General features: G+C 71.0%; 22 protein-coding genes and 1 pseudogene. 7 read left to right on the top strand and 16 right to left on the bottom strand.

The genetic code is table 11. The annotated features are described in order from the left end of the window. Nucleotides 1-25: 25 nt before the first annotated feature. Together LX12_RS22290 and LX12_RS16565 are read right to left on the bottom strand one after the other, a co-directional pair. Nucleotides 26-991: an N-acetylglutamate synthase, CG3035 family gene (locus LX12_RS22290; protein WP_253655684.1), complete on the bottom strand. Its 966-nt coding sequence runs from the start codon at nt 989-991 to the stop codon at nt 26-28. Further along, nucleotides 988-1608 (bottom strand): peptide deformylase, encoded by a 621-nt coding sequence (locus LX12_RS16565; protein WP_253655683.1) that lies wholly within the window; start codon nt 1606-1608, stop codon nt 988-990. Before LX12_RS16565 ends, LX12_RS22290 begins: the two co-directional genes overlap by 4 nt. Nucleotides 1609-1775: 167 nt before the next feature. On the opposite strand from LX12_RS16565, the gene napA reads away from it, so the two are divergent. The 4 genes from napA (at nt 1776) to LX12_RS16545 (ending at nt 4679) form a co-directional block, all read left to right on the top strand. Then, nucleotides 1776-2147, top strand: a complete 372-nt coding sequence (napA, locus tag LX12_RS16560; protein ID WP_253655682.1) for a nucleoid-associated protein NapA — start codon at nt 1776-1778, stop codon at nt 2145-2147. Between the two features lie 22 nt (nt 2148-2169). Then, nucleotides 2170-2700, top strand: a complete 531-nt coding sequence (locus LX12_RS16555) for a LytR C-terminal domain-containing protein (RefSeq protein ID WP_308214026.1) — start codon at nt 2170-2172, stop codon at nt 2698-2700. Nucleotides 2701-2793: 93 nt separating this feature from the next. Then, nucleotides 2794-3513, top strand: a complete 720-nt coding sequence (gene sodC / locus LX12_RS16550; protein WP_253655681.1) for a superoxide dismutase[Cu-Zn] — start codon at nt 2794-2796, stop codon at nt 3511-3513. Next, nucleotides 3510-4679, top strand: a complete 1170-nt coding sequence (locus LX12_RS16545; protein ID WP_253655680.1) for a glutamate--cysteine ligase — start codon at nt 3510-3512, stop codon at nt 4677-4679. Before sodC ends, LX12_RS16545 begins: the two co-directional genes overlap by 4 nt. 13 nt (nt 4680-4692) lie before the next feature. Here LX12_RS16545 and LX12_RS16540 read toward each other — a convergent pair whose 3' ends face one another. From LX12_RS16540 to LX12_RS16510, 7 genes and pseudogenes are all read right to left on the bottom strand, one after another. Next, nucleotides 4693-5955 carry a PucR family transcriptional regulator gene (locus tag LX12_RS16540; RefSeq protein WP_253655679.1) on the bottom strand — a complete coding sequence of 421 codons (1263 nt, stop codon included), beginning with the start codon at nt 5953-5955 and terminating at the stop codon, nt 4693-4695. Between the two features lie 151 nt (nt 5956-6106). Next, nucleotides 6107-6430: a monovalent cation/H(+) antiporter subunit G gene (gene mnhG, locus LX12_RS16535; RefSeq protein ID WP_253655678.1), complete on the bottom strand. Its 324-nt coding sequence runs from the start codon at nt 6428-6430 to the stop codon at nt 6107-6109. Nucleotides 6431-6618: 188 nt separating this feature from the next. After that, a pseudogene (locus LX12_RS16530) lies at nt 6619-6873 on the bottom strand (monovalent cation/H+ antiporter complex subunit F); the annotation flags it as partial. Further along, nucleotides 6870-7613 carry a Na+/H+ antiporter subunit E gene (locus LX12_RS16525; RefSeq protein ID WP_253655677.1) on the bottom strand — a complete coding sequence of 248 codons (744 nt, stop codon included), beginning with the start codon at nt 7611-7613 and terminating at the stop codon, nt 6870-6872. The pseudogene LX12_RS16530 and the gene LX12_RS16525, both read right to left, overlap by 4 nt. Next, entirely contained in the window at nt 7610-9190 is a 1581-nt protein-coding gene (locus LX12_RS16520; protein ID WP_301284747.1) for a Na+/H+ antiporter subunit D, read from the bottom strand. The genes LX12_RS16525 and LX12_RS16520 overlap by 4 nt, the downstream gene beginning before the upstream one ends. Before the next feature lie 23 nt (nt 9191-9213). After that, nucleotides 9214-9813: a Na(+)/H(+) antiporter subunit C gene (locus LX12_RS16515; protein WP_253655675.1), complete on the bottom strand. Its 600-nt coding sequence runs from the start codon at nt 9811-9813 to the stop codon at nt 9214-9216. Beyond that, entirely contained in the window at nt 9810-12740 is a 2931-nt protein-coding gene (locus LX12_RS16510; RefSeq protein WP_253655674.1) for a Na+/H+ antiporter subunit A, read from the bottom strand. Before LX12_RS16510 ends, LX12_RS16515 begins: the two co-directional genes overlap by 4 nt. A gap of 169 nt (nt 12741-12909) precedes the next feature. Here LX12_RS16510 and LX12_RS16505 point away from each other — a divergent pair, with 169 nt between their 5' ends. Both LX12_RS16505 and LX12_RS16500 read left to right on the top strand, forming a co-directional pair. Continuing rightward, a complete protein-coding gene (locus LX12_RS16505) occupies nt 12910-13374 on the top strand; it encodes a hypothetical protein (RefSeq protein WP_253655673.1) in 465 nt (154 codons plus the stop codon). Between the two features lie 137 nt (nt 13375-13511). Next, complete coding sequence (locus LX12_RS16500) at nt 13512-13943, top strand: hypothetical protein (protein ID WP_253655672.1); 432 nt, start codon at nt 13512-13514, stop codon at nt 13941-13943. 19 nt (nt 13944-13962) lie between these two features. Here LX12_RS16500 and LX12_RS16495 read toward each other — a convergent pair whose 3' ends face one another. From LX12_RS16495 to LX12_RS16480, 4 genes are all read right to left on the bottom strand, one after another. Beyond that, nucleotides 13963-14913 (bottom strand): CDP-alcohol phosphatidyltransferase family protein, encoded by a 951-nt coding sequence (locus tag LX12_RS16495; RefSeq protein WP_372505066.1) that lies wholly within the window; start codon nt 14911-14913, stop codon nt 13963-13965. After that, nucleotides 14913-15665 (bottom strand): phosphatidylserine decarboxylase, encoded by a 753-nt coding sequence (locus LX12_RS16490; RefSeq protein WP_372505065.1) that lies wholly within the window; start codon nt 15663-15665, stop codon nt 14913-14915. The genes LX12_RS16495 and LX12_RS16490 overlap by 1 nt, the downstream gene beginning before the upstream one ends. 64 nt (nt 15666-15729) lie before the next feature. Continuing rightward, nucleotides 15730-17010 carry a molybdopterin molybdotransferase MoeA gene (gene moeA / locus LX12_RS16485; RefSeq protein WP_253655957.1) on the bottom strand — a complete coding sequence of 427 codons (1281 nt, stop codon included), beginning with the start codon at nt 17008-17010 and terminating at the stop codon, nt 15730-15732. Between the two features lie 35 nt (nt 17011-17045). Further along, nucleotides 17046-18440, bottom strand: coding sequence for a dipeptidase (locus LX12_RS16480; RefSeq protein WP_301284720.1), 1395 nt, complete (start codon nt 18438-18440; stop codon nt 17046-17048). 63 nt (nt 18441-18503) lie between these two features. On the opposite strand from LX12_RS16480, the gene LX12_RS16475 reads away from it, so the two are divergent. Beyond that, a complete protein-coding gene (locus tag LX12_RS16475) occupies nt 18504-19301 on the top strand; it encodes an HAD-IIA family hydrolase (RefSeq protein ID WP_253655671.1) in 798 nt (265 codons plus the stop codon). Nucleotides 19302-19315: 14 nt separating this feature from the next. Here LX12_RS16475 and LX12_RS16470 read toward each other — a convergent pair whose 3' ends face one another. The 3 genes from LX12_RS16470 to LX12_RS16460 all read right to left on the bottom strand — a co-directional run bounded on the left by LX12_RS16470 (nt 19316) and on the right by LX12_RS16460 (nt 22214). Beyond that, nucleotides 19316-19777: an SRPBCC family protein gene (locus LX12_RS16470; protein ID WP_253655670.1), complete on the bottom strand. Its 462-nt coding sequence runs from the start codon at nt 19775-19777 to the stop codon at nt 19316-19318. Between the two features lie 84 nt (nt 19778-19861). After that, nucleotides 19862-20986, bottom strand: coding sequence for an acyl-CoA dehydrogenase family protein (locus LX12_RS16465; protein ID WP_253655669.1), 1125 nt, complete (start codon nt 20984-20986; stop codon nt 19862-19864). A gap of 55 nt (nt 20987-21041) precedes the next feature. Further along, nucleotides 21042-22214, bottom strand: a complete 1173-nt coding sequence (locus LX12_RS16460) for an acyl-CoA dehydrogenase family protein (RefSeq protein ID WP_253655668.1) — start codon at nt 22212-22214, stop codon at nt 21042-21044. Nucleotide 22215 lies beyond the last annotated feature (1 nt).

Below are 22215 nucleotides of genomic sequence, written 5' to 3'. Positions count from 1 at the left end.
GCCGACCGAGAACCGGGTGTGACCGTCAGAGCAGGACGTATCCGTACCCGTGGTGCCGCGCGAAGCCCAGGCGGCGGTAGAGCCGGATCGCGGCGACGTTGTCCTGCTCGACCTGCAGGTAGGTGCGTCTGCAGCCGGTGCCGCGGGCCGCGTGCATCAGGGTGGTGATCACCGCGGACCCGATGCCGCGACCTCGGTGGTCGGGGTGGGTCCACAGACAGGACAACCCGAGCCACGGGGCGGCGGCCTCGGCGGACCGGGTGATCGCGCCGCGACCCGTCGCGACGACCACCCCGTCCACGACCACCGACGCGAACAGCAGCGTGCCGTCCACGACGGACCGCAGGACGTCGACCGCGACCGCGCGGTCCACGACCTCGTCGCGCCGACCGATCACCGTCTCGGACCACGCGTCGGACGGTGTGGGGGAGAGGTCGACGGGTACCGCGACGTGCCGAGGGCCCGCGGGGATGTCGCGGGTCATGGCGACCACCCGTATCTGGGGGACGCCGTCGGCCGGCGTACCCGGAGGCAGGACCCGGTCCGGCACCGTGACGAGGGGTGGGAGGCCGTGGTCGTCGTACCACCGGCGGATCACCGACAGGATCGCGACGTCGGCGCGAGCCCCGAAGCTCAGGGGGACAGCGGAGTTCGCGCGACGCGTGTAGCCGCCACCGGCGCGGAGGAGCCACCCGTCGACGGTCTCCCGGTCGGTGCCCGGCCACCCGTGCGCCGCCGCCGCCTCGAGTTCGCGGATCTCGCTGGTGCGCACAGCCCGGTCCGGCAGGACGCGGACGGCGAGGACGAGATCGCCGGGGACGGTGATCCGCTCGCCGTCCCGGTCGACGACGATCGCGTCGGCGTCGACGGACACCAGGGTGCCGGTGACATCCGATCGCGTCGCGGAGGGGTCCCGGCGCCAGTCACCCGGGGCGCCCTCGCCTTTCGCGTAGCGGACGACCACCCGGTCGCCGGGTGCCCCGACGGTCACTCGTCGGCGTCGTCGGGGTCGTCGTGGCCGAACGGATCGGGGTCCTCGCCCGGCGTCCACGTCAGACCCGGTGTGCCCCAACCGTTGCGCTTGATGGCCTTCTTCGCGGCGCGCGCGTTGCGTCCGATGAGGACGTCGACGTACAGCTTGCCGTCGAGGTGTCCGGTCTCGTGCTGGAGCATCCGCGCGAAGAACCCCGTGCCCTCGACGACGACCTCGGCGCCGGTGCGGTCGACGCCGGTGACGCGCGCCCAGTCGGCGCGACCGGTCGGGAACTGTTCACCCGGCACCGAGAGGCAGCCCTCCTCGTCGTCGTCGGGATCGGGCATGGTCTCGGGGATCTCGGACGTCTCGAGCACCGGGTTGATCACCTCGCCGCGGCGGCGGGTCGACGCACGCGTCTCGCCGGACGGGCAGTCGTAGACGAAGAACCGGCGCCCGACACCCACCTGGTTGGCGGCGAGACCGACACCGTGTGCGGCGTCCATCGTCTCGTACATGTCGTCGATGAGGGCGACCACGTCGGCCGGCGGGCGACCGTCGGCGTCGAGTTCGACCGTCGCCGTGGGCTCGTGCAGCACCGGCTCGCCGACGATGCAGATCGGGAGAATCGCCATGCGGGGGAGATTACTCGGCACATCCGGCGCGTCCGCCCGGCACGGCGCACCCGGGAATCCGCCTCCGACCGTGCTTAGATGATCCGTGAAACACATCGGTGTAACTCGGTCGGGACAGACGTGTCGCGCACCCGGTGTGTCCGCAGTGTGTACCTCGAGGGAGCGAGATGGACGGCGCAACCGCGCGTAGCCAGAAGGGGTCGGCAGGCCAGCCCTCCCCCGCCGACACGACCACACCCCAGAATCCCGACGGCCAACAGGTCGACGCGAACGTCGTCGGCCCGGACGGCCTGACCCGCCGTGAACACGACATCCTCGCCTTCGAGCGGCAGTGGTGGAAGTACGCCGGCGCCAAGGAAGAGGCCATCAAGGAACTCTTCGGGCTCTCCGCGACGCGCTATTACCAGGTGCTCAACGCCCTCGTCGACCGTCCCGAGGCGCTCGCCGTCGACCCGATGCTGGTGAAGCGGCTACGGCGTCTGCGTGCCAGCCGCCAGAAGGCACGTGCGGCGCGTCGTCTCGGCTTCGAGATCACCTGACTCTCTTTGTAGAGTGGCGCCCGTGACGACGCCGGAACGCGACTCCAACCGCCTGCCGCTGCGGGCCGGCGCGATGCTGTTGCTGGCCGTGGCCATCGTCTTCGTCGGCCTGGGCTGGCACTCCGCGGCCACGTCGGACAGCAACCCCGAGGCGCAGCTGCAGGCCGCCGCCGCGTCCTCGTCGGCGACACCGAGCACCACCGCGGCCCCGTCCACGTCGTCGACCGCGTCGTCGACAGGGACCCCCGGCGCGGCGGGGGAGAGCAGTGCCTCCGCGTCGAGCCCGCTGGTCTGCGTCTTCAACGCCGGCACCATCACCGGCCTCGCCGTCGAGGTCACCGACGCCCTGAAGGCCAAGGGCTACCGCACCAGCGCGCCGGGCAACCTGTCGACCTCGAGCATCACCGAGAACACCGTCTTCTACACGCCCTCGCAGCGGACGCAGGCGCAGCAGATCGCGTCCGACCTCGACGGCGGCGCCAGCATCGACGCTCGACCGTCGGCGTTCACACAGTGTCGCGGCGGTATCGCCGTCGTCGTCCTCACGCGCTAGGTGGGTGGCCGGGCGGGGCAGACCCGCCCGATATGATCGCCGGGACACATCCGGCCAGGCCCGGCGCCTGCACGCGAGGGAGAACCACCAGCGATGACGTTCCAGCCGACCCACCGCCGCTTCGCTCGTCGCGTCACCGCGGCCCTGGCCTCGGCTGCTGCCGTGGGTGCCGTCCTCGCCGCCTGCAGCCCGGGAGAGGATCCCTCGTCGACGCCGGGCACCACCCCGCCGGTCATCACCGGTGACCAGGCGCCCGGCGGTCTGGGCGAGGGCGAGTCCGGCAACGGCACGTCCGGGTCCGCCGCGGCCTCCGGCCAGTCCGAGTCGGGCTCGGCGCTCACCGCCTCGCTCATCTCGCCGTCGGGTACGCAGGTCGGGACCGCCCGGTTCACCTCCGCCGGCAGCGGCGTCCGCGTCGACGTGACCGTCACCAGCGGCATCACCCCGGGCTTCCACGGCATGCACATCCACTCGGTCGGCAAGTGCGAGAACAACAGCACCGCCCCGACCGGAGGCGCTCCGGGCGCGTTCCTCTCCGCGGGGGGCCACCTGCAGGTGAACGGTCGGACCGGGCATCCCTCCAGCGGTGACCTCGTCTCCATCCAGGTCGACCAGAACGGCCGCGGCGAGACGGTGACCACCACCGACGCGGTGACCCTGTCCGACATCACCGGCAAGGCGATCATCATCCACTCCGGCCCCGACAACTTCGCCAACATCCCGACCCGCTACGCGCCCGCCCCGGACAGCGAGACCCTCGCGACCGGTGACGCCGGGTCGCGGGTGGCCTGCGGGGTCATCGAGCAGGGGTGACCGCCCCGCCCGCCCCGGACGGACATCCGGTCGAGCGGGACCACATCGAGTTCAGCGGCTCGCCCGCCCCGACGCTGGGGGTGGAGTGGGAGTTCGCCCTCGTCGACAAGGTGACCGGCGAGCTGTCGAACTCGGCGGCGGCGCTGTTCGAGAAGGTCGTCGCCCATGACGACCCGGCCCTGCAGCAGCGCGTCCACCGGGAGCTGCTGCGCAACACCGTCGAACTCGTCACCGGCGTGTGCACGACGACCGGCGAGGCGATCTCCGACCTGCGCGGGACGTTGCGCATCGTGTCGGAGATGGCCGACGAGATCGGGGTCGACCTCTTCGGGGCCGGTACGCACCCCTACGGGGAGTGGTCGACGCAGCAACTGACCGATTCACCCCGCTACGCCGAGCTGATCGAACGCACGCAGTGGTGGGGTCGACAGATGCTCATCTGGGGCGTGCACGTGCACGTCGGCATCGACCGCCAGGAGAAGGTGCTGCCGATCGTCAACGCGCTGTTGGCGTTCTACCCGCACCTGCTGGCGTTGTCGGCGTCGTCGCCGATGTGGTCGGGTACCGACACCGGCTACGCCAGCAACCGCGCCATGATGTTCCAGCAGCTGCCGACGGCCGGCCTGCCGTTCCAGTTCACGACCTGGGAGCAGTTCGAGGCGTTCGTCGCCGACCAGAAGACCACCGGCATCATCGACGACATCAACGAGGTCCGCTGGGACATCCGACCCTCGCCCCGGTTGGGGACGGTCGAGGTCCGGGTCTGCGACGGGGTGTCCTCGCTGACCGAGCTCGGTGCGATCGTCGCGCTGATCCATTGCCTGGTCGTCGATCTCGACGACCAGTTCACCGCCGGCACCCTGCCCCGCGAGATGGCCCCGTGGCTGGTGCAGGAGAACAAGTGGCGCGCCGCCCGCTACGGCCTCGACGCGGTCATCATCACCGACGCCGACTGCTCCGAGCGCCTCGTCACCGACGATCTCGCCGACATCCTCACCCGCCTCGCGCCGACCGCCGCCCGCCTGGGGTGCACCGACGAGCTGGCCTCGGTGTGGTCGATCGTGACGGGCAAGGCGTCGTACCAGCGTCAGCGCGCTGTGCTGGAACGCACCGGCAGCATGTTCGACGTGGTCGCCGCGGTCGTCGCCGAACTCGACCGCGGCTGACCGCGACGAGCGGTCAGGACGACGGGCGCATCGCCTGCTGCTCGAGATCGAGGGCGAGCAGGGCGATGTGCGCCCGCGAGATGCCCTCGGGCAGAGCCAGATCGATCCCCGTCGTCTGCGTGATGCGGCGCAGACGGTAGTCGACGGTGTTCGGGTGGATGTGCATCCGTCGGCCCGTGCCCTTGCGGTTGAGGCCGGTCTCGAGGTGGACGCGCAGCGTCTCGAGCAGCTCGGGATGGTTCTCCAGGGGCGCGAGGGTGGCGGCGAGGTGATCGCGCGCCGGCCCGGGCCGGGTGATCTGGTACTCGATGAGGAGATCCTGCATCTGGTACAGACCCGGCGGGCGACGGATGGCCCGCACCAGGTCCATCAGCTCGTGGGTCTCCTCGGACAGCGTCGGGATGGTGTCGGTGGGTCCGGTCGCCTGGGTGGCGATGATGGGCGCCTCTGCCGTCGCGCTGATCTCCTCGAGCAATGCCGACGTCAGCCGCGGCATGTCGGTGTCGGCCGGGATCAGCACGGTGCCGCCCTTGTTCGACAGCAGCGTGAGCGCGCGGCCGTGGAAGAGCGAGCCGATCGCCGACTGCACGCGACGGAGCTTGCGGCGGGCGGCGATCTTGGTGTTGACGCGCGGGTCGAGCTCGTCGGGGTGCGGCGCGATCGCCATCGACACCACCTGGTAGTTCTGCGCCACCGGGAGTCCGGTCTGCCGCGCGACCGCCGACGCGGTGTGGCCGGCCAGCAGCGCCGACATCAGGGTCTGCGTCGCGGAGTGGTGCTGCCCGGCGACGAGGTGGTGTTCCTCGACGTACGCCGTCGAGACGGCGACGGTGAACGTGTCCAGCAGGCCCATCACCAGCCGGAAGGCGGGGATCAGCTCGGAGAAGTCGTCCGGGGACGCCTGCGCGGCGATGAGGTCGAAACCGACCTTGATGCCCTCGTGGTACGTGTGGATGATCGTGTCGAGCGGCACGCCCTCGCGGGCCCACTGCGCCGCGGCCTCCCGCAGGTGGGCGAGCTGGGCCTCGTCCGGCAGGGTGCCCTGGTCGAGGACGTCGACGGCCATCCGCAGGCACGTCTGCGTCACCGCGGTGACGTCACCGTGCAGCTGCTCGCCCGGAAGCGTGTGGCACGGCGCGACGTTGTCGGCGAAGTGCCCCACCATCTGGGTGGCCAACTTGTTGATGTCCGCCAGCGACCGGGACGCGGGGCGACCCGCGACGGTGATGGTCAGCCCTCCGGTACGTGATTCCTCGGCGCCGCTGTTCGACGTCATGACGTGATGACCCTCCCCGGTCGGTCGTCGCCAGCCATCCCCCACAGCGTGACGCGACGTTTCTGTGACGTGAACCATAACCGATGCTCACGATGGGGCAAAGCGTCCATACGAACACATATCGGTGGGACGCCCGTCGAGGCCGACCTGCTCACGTGTCGCGACCGCGGGGGGCCTGCTGCTCCGCGTCGGCGACCCGCTGCTCCTGGTACGCCAGCCGGCCGATGCGGTGGGCGATGACGGGGGCGGTGATCAGCGCGAACAGCCCGGAGAGCACGAGCATGCCGAAGTCGACGCTGCCCGACAGACGGATCATCGCGGCGAGGAGGACGAGCAGCAGACCGAACGTCTGCGGCTTCGTCGTGGCGTGCATCCGCGTCAGGGTGTCCGGGAACCGCAGGACGCCGATCGCGGCGGTCAGCGCCAGGAGCGCACCGAGCAGGACGAGCACGGCGACGACGACGTCGGTGATCACGCGCGGCCCCCGTCCCTGTCGCTCCTTGTGTCCCGTTTCCGCTCGGGGATGCCGTCGGCCTCGTCGAGCGCGCTGTCGGCGTGACCGGCGGCGGTGATGTCGGTGTCGACGTCCGTGCCGGCCACGGTGTCGTGGCCCTCGCCGGAGGCGTAGGCGGTCTCCTCGCGGGGCGGCAGGACGCGCACGACGTCGTCGCGGACGCGGAAGCGGGCGATGGCCGCCGAGCCGACGAAGCTCAGCAGCGCCAACGCCACGACACCGGGCACGACGGTCGAGTCCAGGCTGTAGGCCGCCCATCCGGCGAGGCTGCACATCGACAGCGCGATGAGCGTGTCGAGCGCCACGAGGCGGTCGAGCGTGCCGGGTCCCGCGAGCACCCGCACCATCGTGATCGCGGCGGCCGCGAGCAACATCGCGGCGGCGGCGACCCAGACGACCGTCATCGGTGATCACCTCCTGCGGGCGGGGTCGGCAACGGACGGTGGAACTCGTCGTCGATGCCGTGGTACGGGCTCGGATGCCACTCGCTGTCACGCTCGAACGCCCGGACGAACAGTCGTTCCACACGGGCCATCTGCGCGTGGAAGTCGCGGACCTTCTTCTGCGACGACACGTCGATCAGGTGCACGTACAGCAGCCGCCGACGGTGGTCGATCTCGACGACCATCGTCCCGGGGACGAGGTTGATGTAGTCGACGGCGAGGGTCAGCACGAGGTCGGACTTGATCGCCACCCGCGCGCGCAGTACCGCGCTGAGCGGGGGCCGACCCGGTCGGATCGCCAACCACGCCACCTCGGCGCTGGAGACGAAGAAGTCGCGGATCAACAGCAGGACCAGCAGCAGCACCGTGCCGGGGTGGATGCGTCCCTCGACGGGCACACGGGGAAGCGGCAGCAGGGTGAGGATGACGACGGCGACCGCGATGCCGCCGAGGATGTTCGCCCAGGAGATGGTGCCCCACAACAGCACCCACACGAAGGTGAGCCAGGCGATGGTCCACAGGCGGACGGCCACCTCGCGGCCGTCGGAGCCGAACCACGTCAGCACGTGCACGTGGTTCTTCACCCACACCCCGGCCCGCGTGGTGTACCAGGCGAAGTACATGAAGCCCACCCGCCACAGGTGGTGCAGCGAGCCGCGGACACGGCCCTTCGTCGGGGTGGGTCCCATCGGTCGGGTCATCGCGGACCTCCCAACACCGCGCTGAGGTAGACGCCGCGATCGCTCAGATCGCCTGCGGCGGTGGAGGCGAAGTCGAAGATCGGTCCCGCCCAGATGGTCAGGGCCACTCCTGCGACGACCATGATCATCGTGGGGACCACCATGCCGACGGGCATGCCGCCGACGTCCGCGCGGTCACCGAACGCGATGTCGCCCTCCTCGTCGACGAGCGCCGACGGGCCGATGTCGGCGAGGTCACCCTCGGGGGCGTCGGCGCGGGGACGCCAGAACGCCTTCGTCCACACGCGCGCCATCACGTACAGGGTGAGCAGGCTCGTGACGACCGACCCTGCGATGAGGACCCACGCCAGCACACTGCCGTCCTGGGTGCCGGCCTCGATGAGCGCGACCTTGCCGATGAAGCCGGAGAACGGCGGGATGCCACCGAGGTTCAGTGCCGGGATGAGGAACAGCCCCGCCAACAGCGGACTCGCGGCGAGACCGCCGAGGCGGCGCAGCGAGGCCGACCCCGCCTGACGTTCGATGAGACCGACGACCAGGAACAGCGTCGTCTGCACCAGGATGTGGTGCGCCACGTAGTAGATCGCGCCGGACAGGCCGAACCTCGACGACAGCGCGACACCGAAGATCATGTACCCGATGTGGCTGACGAGCGTGAACGACAGCAGCCGTTTGATGTCGGCCTGGGCGATCGCACCGAGGATGCCGACGAGCATCGTCAGCAGGCCCGCGATCAGCAGGACGGCGTCCATCGAGCCGCCCGGGAACAGCAGCGTGTGCGCGCGGATGATCGCGTACACACCGACCTTCGTGAGCAGGCCCGCGAACACGGCCGTGACCGGTGCCGGTGCGGTGGGGTACGAGTCGGGCAGCCACGTCGACAGCGGGAACACCGCCGCCTTGATGCCGAAGGCGACCAGCAGCACCGCGAACAGCGCCGTGCGGGTGCCGTCGGGTACGTCCTGCAGCCGTATCGCCATCTCCGCGAGGTTCAGCGTGCCGGTCGCGGCGTACGCGAAGGCGATCCCGGCCAGGAAGATCAACGACGAGACCATCGAGACCATCACGTAGGAGACACCGGCACGCACGCGGTCGGCGCTGGCGCCGAGGGTCAACAGCACGAAGCTCGCGGCGAGGAGCACCTCGAACGAGACGAACAGGTTGAAGAGGTCACCGGCGAGGAACGCGTTGCAGACGCCCGCGGTCAGGGCCAGGTAGGTCGGCAGGAAGATCGAGACCGGCTGTTCGGACGTGCCGTCCCGGATGCCCTGCCCGACGGCGTAGAGGACGACGCAGAGCAACACGATCGTCGAGACGACCAGCATCAGCGCGGACAGCTGATCGACGACGAGCGTGATGCCCAACGGACCGTTGTCGGTGCCGCGGGCGTCCCAGCCCCCGACGTGCAGGGCGTAGGTCCCGTGTCGGTCGGTCAGGTACAGCAGCAGGCACGACGCGACGAACGCGCCGGTGATCGCGACGATGGTGACCGCGCGCTGCACCCGCGGGCTGCGGCCCATCACGAGGGTCAGGGCCGCACCGATCAACGGCAGCAGCGTCGGCAGCACGATCAGCATCGCGAACCACGACCGGTCGACGCTCACTTCTTCTTCTCCTCGTCGAGGAGGGACTCGTCGTCGATGAGGTCGTCGGTGTCGGAGTCCTCGTCGGACGGCATGAGGTCGGCCTCGATCCGACTGCGCTTGCGCTCGCGGATCTCCTCCTCCGACAGGGGGTTCCCCTCGTCGTCGAACATGTCGCCGGCGGTGGTGTCGACGCCGGTGAGCGGGTCGTCGCTGCGGTCGCGGTCGGGCGCACCCGACAGCGACTGCGCGGAGACCTTGCGATCCTCGGGGTCGTCGGGGACGTCGTCGTCGGTGTTGATGGTGAACGAGCGGTAGGCCAGCGACAGGACGAAGGCCGCCACACCCATCGTGATGACGATGGCGGTGAGGACCATGCCCTGCGCCAGCGGGTCGGCGTCGGCGGGGCGGTTGTCCGACGTGCGCCCGTAGATCGGCGGGTTCCCCATGCTCCCGGCCGTGACGATGATCAGCAGGTTCACCGCGTTGCCGACGAGGAGCAGCCCCAGCAGCATCCGGATGAGGCTGCGCTCCAACAACATGTAGACACCGCACGCGGCGACGAGACCCACGACGATCAACAGGCCGAGGTTCACGGGGTTCGGGTCGACGTTCATGCGTTCGTCACCACCTCGGTGGTGTGACCGGCCTGCGCCGTCGTCGCCGTCTCCTCGATGTCGAGGCGGGCGCCGAGACTGCGCAGCACGTCGAGCACGAGGCCGACGACGATGAGGTACACGCCGAGGTCGAAGAACAGCGCCGTGACGAACTTGATGTCGCCCAGCACGGGCAGCGTGATCTCGATGGTCGCCGACGACAACGCCGGCGCGCCGATGACGACCGACGCGATCGCCGTGCCGGCGGCGAAGGCGAGACCGACGCCGAGGATGCGACCGGCGTCGAACGGGATGGTCTCGCCGAGTTCGTACCGACCTCCGGCGAGGTAGCGCAGCACCAGCGCCATGCCCATCGTCAGGCCACCGGCGAAACCGCCGCCGGGGGAGTTGTGGCCCGCGAAGAAGAAGTAGATCGAGAGCACCACCATCGTCGGGAAGATGAGGCGTGTGGTCGCCTCGAGGACCATCGAGCGGTGACGCGGGTCGCGCAGCTCGCTGCCCCGCAGCCAGGTGGTGCGCGCCAACGGCATCGGGGGTTCGGGCGGGGTCGACGACGTGTCGCCGGCGGCGACGCCGTCGGGGTCGGCACCCTGGTGGCGGGCCGCGTCGGCGACGCGCGGTGCGGCGCCGAACCGCCTGTGGCGGAACACCATCGACGCAACACCGGTCGCCGCGACGAGGAGTACCGACACCTCGCCGAGGGTGTCCCAGGCGCGGATGTCGACGAGCAGGACGTTCACCGCGTTGGCGCCGTCGCCGTACTCGTAGGCGGCCTTGGGGAGGTCGACCGCGACGCCCTGGGTGCTGCGGGCGGCCGCGGCGAACAGGCCCATCACGACGAGCAGTCCGCCGAACGCCAGCGCGATCAGCGCGCGCAGCGGTCGGAAGCCGGTGAGGTGTCGCTTCTCCGTCTCCGCCGGCAGCTTCCGCAGCACCAGCACGAAGATGACGAGGCTCAGGGTCTCGACGAGGAACTGGGTGAGGGCGAGGTCGGGCGCGCCGTAGAACGCGAAGATCATGCCGCAGCCGTAGCCGGTGACGCCGACGATCAGGGTCGCGGCGAGACGGTTGCGCAGGATGGTCGCCGCGAGCGCGGCCGCGATCATGATGACGCCGACGACGACCTGGATGGTGGAGTCGAACCCGGCCACCGACAACCGGTTCCGGTTGCCGAGGAACAGGGCGACGAGCGGGGTGACCACCAGCGTCACCATCACCACGCCCTGCGTCACGGGCAGCGAACCGGTCTGCGTCACGCGGGTCAGCGCCAGCGACGCGACGTCCGCGCCGCGCAGCACGGCGTCGTAGATGCGGTCGGCGTTGCCCAGCGGCGGGGTGGTGAACCCGAGTCGGCGACGGCGGGCGCGCAGGACGACGAAGGTCGCGACACCACCGACGATCACCACCGCGGTGAGTCCGAGTGCGGGGGTGAGCCCGTGCCAGAACGCGAGGTGCTCGATCTCGTGACCGTTCGCGGGCAGCGTCACCGCGTAGCGCTCCAGGATGTCGCCGAGCGGCGACGCGAGGAACCCGGCGACGACGCCGGCCACCGCGAGCAGCCCGGCGGGCACGAGGAACGCCGGGGACGGCCGGTGCATGCGCGCCACCGCCGCACTCGGCCGGCTCTGCACCTTGCGCCCGAACCCGCCCCACAGGAATCGGACCGTGTAGGCCATCGTCAGCACCGACCCGACGACCACGACCGCGGTGAGGACACCGCCCTCCCAGCCGCCGACGCCGCGGTACTCCAGCAGGGAGGCCAGTGCGGCCTCCTTGCCGACGAAGCCCATCGTGATCGGCAGACCGGCCATGCTCGCCGACGCGAGCGCGGCGATGATCGCGAGAGCCGGTGCCGCCGAGCCGAGTCGGGCGAGCTTGCGGACGTCGCGGGTACCGGTCTGGTGGTCGATGATGCCGACGACCATGAACAGCGAGGCCTTGAACAGCGCATGCGCGACGAGCATGGCGACCCCGGCCAGCGCGACGTTCGCGTCGCCGACGCCGACCAGGATCATGAGGAAGCCGAGCTGCGAGACGGTGCCGAAGGCGAGGATCAGCTTGAGGTCGAACTCCCGCAGCGACCGCCAGCCGCCCAGGATCATCGTCAGCCCGCCGAGGCCGACGCACAGGATCTGCCAGGCCAGCAGGTGCGAGTAACCCGGCGCCAGCCGTGCGATGAGGAAGATGCCGGCCTTCACCATCGCCGCCGCGTGCAGGTAGGAGCTGACCGGTGTCGGGGCGGCCATCGCGCCGGGCAGCCAGAAGTGGAACGGCACGATCGCCGACTTGCTCAGCGCACCGATCACGATGAGCACGATCGCGACGGTGACCGCGGTGCCCGACGGCGGCGAGGCGATGACGTCGGACAGCAGATAGCTGCCGGCCCGCTCGCCGAGGACGATGATCCCGGCAAGCATCGCCAGTCCGCCCGCGGTGGTGACGAGCAGTGCCTGCGTCGCGGCGCGCCGGGACGTCGCGCGCTGCGCGTAGAAGCCGACGAGCAGGAACGACAGGACGGTGGTCGCCTCCCAGAAGATGTAGAGGACGATCATGTTGTCGCTGACGACGAGACCGAACATGGCCGCGGCGAAGGCCACCATCTCGCCGCCGAAACCGGCGACGCGCCGCTTCACCTCGTCGAAGTACTCCGCGCAGTAGCAGAGGACCAGGGCGCCGACGCCGAGGACGAGCACGGACATGACCGCGCCGAGGGTGTCCATCCGCAGGTCGATGTCCATCCGCAGCGCGGGGACCCAGGAGATCCGCTCGGTCCAGGGGTGATCCTCGGTGGGCCAGCGCATCGCGACGACGACGGTCGCCGCGGCGGGAGCCAGTGCCAGCACGTAGAAACCGCGCCGCCCGAGCCACGTCATGATCGCGGGTGCCAGCCCTGCCGTCACGGCGAGGGCGAGCAGTATCGCGAACACGGGGGGCACCTCGTCTCGTCCGGCGTGGGCGGGGTGTCACGGACCGCGCAGGCCGACGCCGCTGCTCATCCGCGGTGACGACTCTACCGTCCGTGTCCGTTTGCCGAGGTGTCGGCCCGACGCGCCCGGCCGCCTGCCGGTAGGTTGCCTCACCGAACGGAGGGACACCATGCACGCCACATCGACCGCCGCCCCGCGGCACGTCCTCTCGCGCACGACGATCCTGATCGCTGCCGTCGCCGTCGCCGTGTGCGGTCTGCTCGGTGCGTGCGGCTCCGGGTCGGGCTCACCGTCGGAGTCGACCGGTCCGTCGGCGCTGTCGCTGCCGTCGGACTTCCCGAGGTCGGACGTGCCCGTCCTCGACGGGCCGCTCCTGTCCACCGGCGGGACGGCCGACGAGGGCTGGAACCTCACGGTGCAGGGCCCGGCCAACGCGACGACCGCCCTCGACGACGCGGTCGCGGACCTGACGAAGGCGGGCTACGCGGTGCAGCAGCGGACCACCGACGGAGGCAACAAGGTGGTGGTCCTCACCGCCACGAAGTCGGGCACCCGGTACACCGTCGAGGTCGGCGCGGTCGCCGGTGCCGCCGGCGGCGGCAACTCGGTCTTCTACCAGGTGACCCGCGGCTGAGGCCGTTCGCAGCGACCTGACAGGTCGGTGGCAGCACCCGCGGAGTGGGGCTGCGCATCGTGTCGACGGGCGGCGAGAAGCCGCTTGTCCGACAGACCGGGCGCGCCGGGCGCGTCCGCCGACCGATTGGCCACACCATGTCCACCGAGACCTTCCCGTCCCATCCGGCCCCCGCACCGATGGCGCAGCCCGCGTCCGCCGGCTTCGCCGACTCGATGCGACGACGCTCCACCGAGTTCAAGAACGCCCTCATCGCCGGCGGCGTCGGCATCGCGATCGCCTTCATGGCCGCCGGGTTCGGGCTCGGCTACTGGGCGGGCGACGCGGGTTCGTCGTCGTCCACGCCGGGCGTCACACAGATGGGCGGGCAGATGGGCCAGATGGGTGGCGGCCAGATGGGCGGGCCGATGGGCCAGATGGGGCAGGGCCAGACCGGCTCGGGTCAGACCGGGTCGGGTCAGACCGGATCGGGCCGTGTGCCCGGACAGATCCAGCAGGGTCAGACGCAGCAGGGTCAGACGGGGTCGGGTCAGACGGGGTCGGGTACGGCGTCGTCGGCCACGAGCTGACGGCGGCGCCGGGTCGGCGTCAGGGCCGGCCCGGCCGCCGCAGCCCGAGGCGCGCCTGGGACCGGATGGGTCGGGTGCGGTCCCGCCCCCGGGCGGCCCGTCGTTCGGCGCGCCGCTCGGCAGGCGGCTTGTCCCAGGTGTGCGGACGCTTCGCCGCCCACCGGCTGGCCCGCCAGGCGAACGGGATGTGCGCGAGGTAGCCCGCGATGAGCAGCAGCATCAGCAGGTACGGGAACGTCACCAGGAGCGCCGCGGCGATGGCGACGAGGATGAGGATGCCGACGAGGTTGCGGGGTGCGACGGACATGGTCTTGATCGAGACGGTCGGGATGCGGCTCACCGCCAGGCCCGCGGTGATCAGCACCCAGGCCCCGACGACGGGCGTCGACGTCCACCACCCGGTCCCGAACTGCTGCTCACACGCGACGGGCAGCAGCGCGATGATGGCCGACGCCGGCGCCGGCACACCGGTGAAGTAGTCCTTCGTGTACTCGGGCGCGGTCACGTCGTCGTCGAGGATGTTGAACCGCGCGAGCCGTAACACGATGGCGCACACGAAGATCAGGACGATGACCCAGCCGGCGTCCTGTCCCCGCAACAGAAGCAGGTACACGGTGAGCGCCGGCACGACGCCGAAGTTGATGGCGTCGGCGAGGGAGTCGAGCTCGGCGCCGATGCGGGTGGTCGCGTCGAGCAGACGGGCGATCCGGCCGTCCACGCCGTCGAGCAGGGCGGCGGCCGCGATCATCCCGACCGCGAGGTCGACGCGGCCGTCGAGGGCGAAGCGTGCCGCCGACAGACCCGCGCAGATGGCGAGGACGGTGAGACCGGACGGGACGAGGAGCCGGCCGGCGGTCAGGTCGGGGACGCGGCGGTCGCCGCCGGTGCGCCCCGGTCGTCGCAGTCGCGACGACGGCGCGCCCGATCTGCGTCGCGACGCCTCGGGGCGCGCGGCCCGTTGCTGGACCACTAGAGCCTCGCCAGGACGGTCTCTGCACCGACCGCCCGTTGGCCGGGCAGCACCTCCGGCTGGGTCCCGGCGGGCAGGTAGACGTCGACGCGCGACCCGAAGCGGATGAGCCCGTAGGTCTCGCCGAGCCCGACCCGGTCGCCGGGCCGTTTGTCGTTGACGATGCGTCGTGCGAGCAGGCCGGCGATCTGCACGACGCCGACGTCGGTGCCCGCGTCGGTGCGGAGGTGCATGCAGGTGCGCTCGTTCTCCGCGCTCGCCTCGGGCAGGTCCGCGGACAGGAACCGTCCGGGGGTGTGCGTCACCGAGACCACCTCACCGGCGACGGGACTGCGCTGGACGTGGACGTCGAGGATGCTCAGGAACGTCGACACCCGCGGCAGCGGTTCCGCGCCGAGGCCCAGTTCCGGCGGCGGCAGCGCGACGTCGACGAGCGTGATCTCCCCGTCGGCGGGCGCGACGACGGCCCCCGTGGCGGTCGGGGGGACACGGTCGGGGTGGCGGAAGAACGCCGCGCACGCCACGGACGCGGCCAGGGCCGGGGTGCGGATCCAGCGACGATTGCGGCCCGCGAGCGCCAGTGCGGCGGGCGCGGCGACGAAGGGCAGCCCGGCCGGGTGGACCGGCGGCAGTGTGTGTCCGACGAGTTCGACGACGTGGGTGAGCCCGCGGGTGTGGCGCGTCAGCCGGCCGCGATCGCCGGCGGGGGCTCCGGGGACGGCGGAGGCGGTGGGCTTCGGGCGTCGTGCCACGTGCCTCGACCGTCCCTTCCTCGCCGGTGCGCCGGGCCTCGGCGCGGGTTCTCGGACCGCCAGCCTAACGGCTCGTCTGCGGGCGCGCGGAATCGTCGGGCGTCGGGATGCGTGCCCAGTCGTCCAGCAGGAGCACGGCGACGGACTCCCCGGCCGCGATGTCGTCGGCGTCCTCGGGGATGTCGATGAGGGCGTTCGCCGAGGCCAGATAGCGCAGGTGATGCGACGACGGGGGTCCGATCGGGTGGACGCGGAGCACACCGTCGGGTGCGGTCTCGACGACGCCCCGGCGGAACTGGCGTTTGCCGCGTGGTGATCGCAGGTCGTCGGTGAGGGCGGCCGTCGTCCGCGGGCGGTCGCGCGGCAGCGACAGGGCGGCGCGCAGGGGCGGGCGGACGAAGATCTCGAACGACACCTGCGCGCTGACGGGGTTGCCGGGCAGCGTGACGATCGCGACGCTGCGTCCGATCGCGGTGGTGTAGCGGCCGCTGCCCTGCGGCATGCCGGGCTGCATCGCGACCTTGACGAACTCGACGTCGTCGCGGGCGAGCGCGTCCTTCACCACCTCGTAGGCGCCGGCACTGACGCCGCCGGAGGTGAGGACGAGGTCCGGCGGATCGGGAGAGTCGACGACGGCGTCGAGATGCGCGCGGAACTCCTCGACGTCGTCGGGCACGAAGTGCAGGGCCGTGGCGCGACACCCGGCCGCGGTCAGGGCGGCACACAGCATGGCGCCGTTCGATTCGTGGATCTGCCCGTGCTGCAACGGTTGTCCGGCGGCCACGAGCTCGCTGCCGGTCGACAGGACGACGACATGGGGCCGGTCCGGGACGACGACGTCACCGATCCCCAGCGCGGCCAACAGGCCGATCTGCGGCGCGCCGAGCACGGTCCCCGCCGGCAGCGCGAGGTCGCCCGCGGCGATGTCGGAACCGGCACGGCGCACGGACGTCCCTGCGTCGACACCGCGACGGATCGCGACCGTGTCCGTGCCGCCGTCGGTGTACTCGACCTGCACGACGGCGTCCGCGCCGTCGGGCATCGGTGCACCGGTCATGATGCGGTGGGCCGTCCCCGGGGACAACGTCAGCACGTCGGTCCGCCCGGCCGGGATGTCCTGCGCCACCGGCAGACGAGTGGGGGAGTCGTCGGTGGCACCCGCGATGTCCGCGGCACGGACGGCGTACCCGTCCATCGCGGAGTTGTCGAAGCCCGGCAACGAGATCGGTGCGTGGACGTCGTCGACGACCACGCGACCGAGGGCGTCGGGGAGCGCGACCCGCACCGGCGGTCGCGGTGTGATGAGGTCCGCGACGCGACGGGCGTGGTCGGCGACGGGACGCAGCGTCTCGCCGGGCCGCAGCGGGTGGTCGTGTCCGCTCACGCGGACGTGTCCGTCGCCGCCAGACCCCGCAGGAACAGCGCCTCCGTCAGTGCGGTGCGGGCGATCTCGTCGGGATCGACGCTCTCGTCGGCGGCGTGGATGCGGCAGCGGGGCTCCTCGACACCGAGCAGCGCGATCTCGGCGCCGGGGCAGATCTCCGACAACACCGTGCACAGTGGGATGGAGCCACCCTGTCCCGAGCGCACGACCGGACGGTCGTAGGCCTCCTCCATCGCCGCGGTCAGGGCCTGGTACCCCGGGCCGCTGGTGTCGGCGGCGAACGGCGCGCCTGCGGCCTCCGGTTCCACCGTGACGCGCGCGTTCCACGGGATGTGGGCGCGCAGATGGTCTTCCAGCGCGTCGCGGGCCCGAGCGGGGTCGATCCCGGGCGGCACCCGCAGGTTGAGCATCGCCGCGGCGTGCGGGGCGATCGCCGACGCGGCGTTCTGTGTCGACGGCGCGTCGATGCCGATCACCGTCACCGCCGGACGCGCCCACACCATGTCGGCGGGAGGGGCCGACCCGAGGAGGTCGACGCCGTCGAGGACGGTGGCGTCGGCGCGGAACGTGTCCGGATCGTACGGAGCCCCGTCGAAGGTGCCGGTCGCGTCGAGTCCGTCGACCGTGGTGTCCCCGTCGGCGTCTCGCAGGCTCGCCAGTCCCGCGATCAGCGCGGCCAGGGCGTCCGGCGCCGCGCCGCCGAACTGGCCGGAGTGCACCCGGGACGCAAGCGTCTCGACCTTGACCTTGACGTTCACCACGCCCCGCAAGCTGGTGGTGAGCGTCGGTGTCCCGATGCTCACGTTGCCGGTGTCGCAGATGAGGACCACGTCGGCGGCGAAGAGGTCGGGTTGGTCCCGCGCGAGGTGGTCGAGTCCCTCGCCACCGGCCTCCTCGGACCCCTCGACGACGACGCGGATCCCCACCGGGAAGCCTGCCGTGTCGTCGTCGCGGAGGGCGCGCAGCGCGGTGAGGTGTGCGACGACGTTGCCCTTGCAGTCCGCGGCGCCGCGTCCGTACCAGCGCCCGTCGCGCTCGGTGAGCGTGAAGGGTGGGGAGGCCCAGTCGGCGTCGTCGGCGGGCTGCACGTCGTGGTGGGCGTACAGCAGGACCGTCGGCGACCCCTCGGGCCCGGGGTGGTGGCCGATGACGGCGTGACTGCCGTCGACCGTGCAGATCGACGAACACGGCACGCCGGCCTCGGTGAAGGCGTCCACCACCCAGGTCGCCGCGTCCTGGCACGCCTGCTCGCGGCCCGGCGCCCCGTGCACCGAGGGGAACGCGACCAGCTCGGCGAGATCGGTACGGGCGCGCCCCATGAGGTCGTCGACGACCGGTCGCAGCGGCGTCGTGGCGGTGGTGGTGTCGGCCGGATCCGGCGTCGGGGGCATGGGACTCAGCATGCCAGTGACGGGCGCGATGCGGCCCGTACAGGGGGCGACTAGATTCGCGTCATGGTCGGGTTGCTGCTGGACATCGACGGGGTGCTGGTCACCTCGTGGCGCCCGCTGCCCGGTGCGGTGGAGGCCCTCGACGCGCTGGAGCGGCAGGGTGTCCCGCGGATGTTCCTGACCAACACGACCTCGAAGTCGCGGCATCAGATCGCCGAGTCGCTGAGTGCGTGCGGTCTGCGCGTCGGTGCGGAGGAGATCCTGTCGGCCGCGCGTCTGACGGCGGAATTCCTCGGTGCGGAGTACCCGGGGCGTCGGGTGTGGGTGTTGAACAAAGGCCCCATCGCGGAGGACATGTCGGGTGTGGAGATCGTCGACGGGCCGGACGACGCCCCCGAGGTGATCGTGCTGGGCGGTGCGGGCGACGGGTTCACCCACGACGCGATGTCGCGCGTGCTGCAGATGATGTTGGACGGGATCCCGGTCGTCGCGATGCACCGGTCGATGACGTGGTCGACCGACGACGGCATCAAGATCGACACCGGCGTCTACCTCGAGGGTCTGGAGAAGGCTGCGGGGCAGTCGATCCGGGCGATCGGGAAGCCGTCGCCCATCGGGTTCCGGTCGGCGGTCGAGGTGCTCGGCATGGAGCCGACGTCGGTGGTGATGGTCGGTGACGACCTGCACAACGACGTGCTGGGTGCGCAGGCGTCGGCGTTGCGGGGAGTGCTGGTGCGGACGGGGAAGTTCCGCGCCGACGAGCTCGACCGTGTGCTCGCCGACGAGTTCGGTCCCGTCCCGGACCACGTCATCGACTCCGTCGCCGATCTCCCCGACCTCGTCGCGTCCCTGGAGATCTGAGAGTTCGTCGGGAGTCAGCCGCGCTCGGCCGCCGCCTTGATCTTGACGAGGGTCTCGCGCATGCCCTCTTCGAGCTCGGCCTCGAACGAGTCGTTGCCGCCGAAGGCGAGGTCGACGAGCGTCGACGAGACCTTCGTGGTCTTGCCGTTCTTCGCCTCACGACGCTCGGTGAGACGCACGCCGGTGTCGGTCGGGGTGATCTCGAAGCCCCAGACCGTGTGGTTCTCGGCGATCCGGTAGGCGATCTGCTTGTTCGGCTCGAACCGCACGACCTTCGCGGTGGTGGGCCACACCAGCAGACCGCGCTTGTTGACGTTGATGGTCTTGGCGCCGAGCTTGACGGTCCCGCCGCGCACGATCACCTTGCGGCACTGCGGGCTCCACTCGCCCATGCGCTTCAGGTCCGACACGATCGACCACACCTTGTCCGGGGTGGCGGCGATCTCGGTCGACTGTTCGATCAGCGGGGCGGCCATGGTGACTCCTTCGTCGCGGGGCGAGGTGAGTGTAACCAGCGGTACCCGGTACCACACCTCGCCCCCGACGGAGCGTGCGTGCCCCTAGATGAGGGTCAGCATGTCGTGGTCGGCCACCGAGTCCGACAGCACGCGCAGGTGGTCGTCGGCGGTCCCGATGGTGCGCGCGATCGCCGTCAGACGGCTGACGACGTGGCCCACCGGGTACTCCGCGGTCAGGCCGATGCCGCCGTGCAGCTGGATGGTCTCCTGCCCGATCAGCCGCGCCGACTTGCAGATCTGCAGCTTGGCGCGTGAGGCGGTGGCCGGGTCGACGTCGTCGTCGGCCAGCCGCATCGTGGCGTAGGTGCTGATGCTCCGGGCGAGCTCGAGCTCGACGTACATGTTCGCCGCACGGTGCGTGAGCGCCTGGAACGTCTTCAGCGGGACGCCGAACTGCTTGCGCGACTTCAGGTACTCGGTCGTCTGGTCGAGCGCCTGCTCCATGGCGCCGACGGCCTCGGCGCACAGCAGGGTCTGCGTGACGACCTCGGCCTTGGTGATGACCGCGGCGGCGTCGTCGACGGGCAGATGCGTCGCGGCCGCGCCGTCGAAGGTGATGCGCGCGGCCCGACGGCGGTCGTGGGTGCGCAACGGGGTGCGGGTGACCCCCGACGCGTCCGCGTCGACGACGAACAGCGTCGGTGCGCCGTCGAGGGTGGCGGTCACGACGATCTTCCCGGCGACGTCACCGGCGAGGACGGGCACCTTGGTGCCGGTGAGCGTGTGTCCGTCGCCCGACGCGGTGGCCGTGGTCGACAGTGCGGCCGCGGGCCAGCGGTCACCCGGCTCCTCGTGGGCATAGGCGAGCACGAGTTCCCCGCCCGCGACGGCCTCGACGATCTGGCCGCGCAGCGCGTCGTCGGTGGTGGCGGCGATCGCGACGCCCGGGGTGGCCATGCCCGTGATGAACGGCTCGGGTGCGAGCGAACGCCCGAACTCGCCTGCGACGACGGCGGTCTCGGCGAAGCCGGCACCGGCGCCCCCGTCCTCCTCGGAGAACGGGAGTCCGAGGATGCCGATCTCGGCGAGCGAACCCCAGACCTTCTCGCTCCAGCCGCGGTCGGTCTCGGCGACGTCGCGCAGCTTCTCGACGTCGTAGGCGCGCCCGAGCACCTCGCGGGCTGTGTCACGCAGGAGCGTCTGCTCCTCGGTCAGTTCGAAATCCATGGGGGAGTGACCCTCTCGTGTGGTCTCGTGGGGGAAAGGTCGGGTGGGTCGGCGACTAGAGGCCGAGGATGCCCGAGGAGATGATCTGGCGCTGGACCTCCGACGACCCGCCGTAGATCGAGACCTTGCGGGTGTTCAGGTAGGTCGGCATGGCCAGGTGGGCCCACTCGGAGTCGTCGACGGCAGGGTCGAACACCGTGAGCGCGTCGTTGCCGGCGAGGTCGGTCATGAGCTCGGTGACGTCCTGCGTGATCTCGCTGCCGCGCAGCTTGAGCACCGACGACGCCGGGTTCGGCTTCCCACCGGTCTCCGAGGCGATGACCCGCAGCTGGGTGAGTTCGAGTGCGAGCAGCGCGTTCTCGAGCTCGACGAAGCGCGCACGCATGTGCGGGTCGTCGAGAAGGGTGCCGTTCGCGGTGGTGATCGACGCGGCGAGCTCCTTCGCCCGGGCCAGGCGGATCTTGTTGTACGAGACGCGGGCGATGCCGCCACGCTCGTTCGACAGCAGGAACTTGGCGTAGCTCCATCCTTGGTTCTCCTCGCCCACGAGGTTCTCCACGGGCACGCGCACGTCGGTGAACCAGACCTCGTTGACCTCGTGGCCACCGTCGATCAGCTGGATCGGGCGGCGCTCGATGCCCTCTGAGTTCATGTCGATGAGCAGGAAGCTGATCCCGGCCTGCTTCTTCGGGGCATCCGGGTCGGTGCGGACCAGGCAGAAGATCCAGTCGGCGTACTGCGCCAGCGTGGTCCAGGTCTTCTGACCGTTGACGATGTAGTGGTCGCCGTCGCGGACGGCCTTGGTCTTCAGCGACGCGAGGTCGGAGCCGGCCTCGGGCTCGGAGAAGCCCTGGCACCACCAGATGTCGAGGTTGGCCGTCGCCGGCAGGAAGCGGTCCTTGATCTCCTGCGAGCCGAACTGCGCGATGACCGGTCCGACCATCGCGGCGTTGAACGCCAGCGGTTCCGGCACGGCTGCCAGGTTCAGCTGGTCCTGCCAGATGTGGCGCTGCACCGGGGTCCAGTCCTTGCCGCCCACCTCGACGGGCCAGTTCGGGACGGCGATGCCCTCCTCGTTGAGGATGCGCTGGGTGGTGACGATGTCCTCGGGGAACTTGAGGGCGCCCTTGGCGGACCGTTCCCGGATCTCCTTGGGGATCTTCGTGGTGAAGAACGTCCGCATCTCGTCGCGGAAAGCTGCCTCGTCGGGCGTGAGCTGCAGGTGCATA

Origin of the sequence: Williamsia serinedens (genome assembly GCF_024171725.1) — a bacterium.
In the GTDB taxonomy this organism is placed as follows: domain Bacteria; phylum Actinomycetota; class Actinomycetes; order Mycobacteriales; family Mycobacteriaceae; genus Williamsia_A; species Williamsia_A serinedens.
Note: the sequence above shows the minus strand (reverse complement) of the source record. Positions and strands in the feature narration are given on the sequence as shown.

Bases quoted from the DNA above. Each gene is read 5' to 3' on its own strand.
- LX12_RS16540 (WP_253655679.1), bottom strand. From the start codon at position 5,955: ATGACGTCGAACAGCGGCGCCGAGGAATCACGTACCGGAGGGCTGACC.
- LX12_RS16475 (WP_253655671.1), top strand. From the start codon at position 18,504: ATGGTCGGGTTGCTGCTGGACATCGACGGGGTGCTGGTCACCTCGTGG.
- LX12_RS16470 (WP_253655670.1), bottom strand. From the start codon at position 19,777: ATGGCCGCCCCGCTGATCGAACAGTCGACCGAGATCGCCGCCACCCCG.
- LX12_RS16480 (WP_301284720.1), bottom strand. From the start codon at position 18,440: ATGCCCCCGACGCCGGATCCGGCCGACACCACCACCGCCACGACGCCG.
- LX12_RS16525 (WP_253655677.1), bottom strand. From the start codon at position 7,613: ATGACCCGACCGATGGGACCCACCCCGACGAAGGGCCGTGTCCGCGGC.
- LX12_RS16465 (WP_253655669.1), bottom strand. From the start codon at position 20,986: ATGGATTTCGAACTGACCGAGGAGCAGACGCTCCTGCGTGACACAGCC.
- napA (WP_253655682.1), top strand. From the start codon at position 1,776: ATGGACGGCGCAACCGCGCGTAGCCAGAAGGGGTCGGCAGGCCAGCCC.
- LX12_RS16565 (WP_253655683.1), bottom strand. From the start codon at position 1,608: ATGGCGATTCTCCCGATCTGCATCGTCGGCGAGCCGGTGCTGCACGAG.
- LX12_RS16505 (WP_253655673.1), top strand. From the start codon at position 12,910: ATGCACGCCACATCGACCGCCGCCCCGCGGCACGTCCTCTCGCGCACG.
- LX12_RS16460 (WP_253655668.1), bottom strand. From the start codon at position 22,214: ATGCACCTGCAGCTCACGCCCGACGAGGCAGCTTTCCGCGACGAGATG.
- LX12_RS16500 (WP_253655672.1), top strand. From the start codon at position 13,512: ATGTCCACCGAGACCTTCCCGTCCCATCCGGCCCCCGCACCGATGGCG.
- sodC (WP_253655681.1), top strand. From the start codon at position 2,794: ATGACGTTCCAGCCGACCCACCGCCGCTTCGCTCGTCGCGTCACCGCG.
- LX12_RS16520 (WP_301284747.1), bottom strand. From the start codon at position 9,190: ATGCTGATCGTGCTGCCGACGCTGCTGCCGTTGATCGGTGCGGCCCTG.
- LX12_RS16515 (WP_253655675.1), bottom strand. From the start codon at position 9,813: ATGAACGTCGACCCGAACCCCGTGAACCTCGGCCTGTTGATCGTCGTG.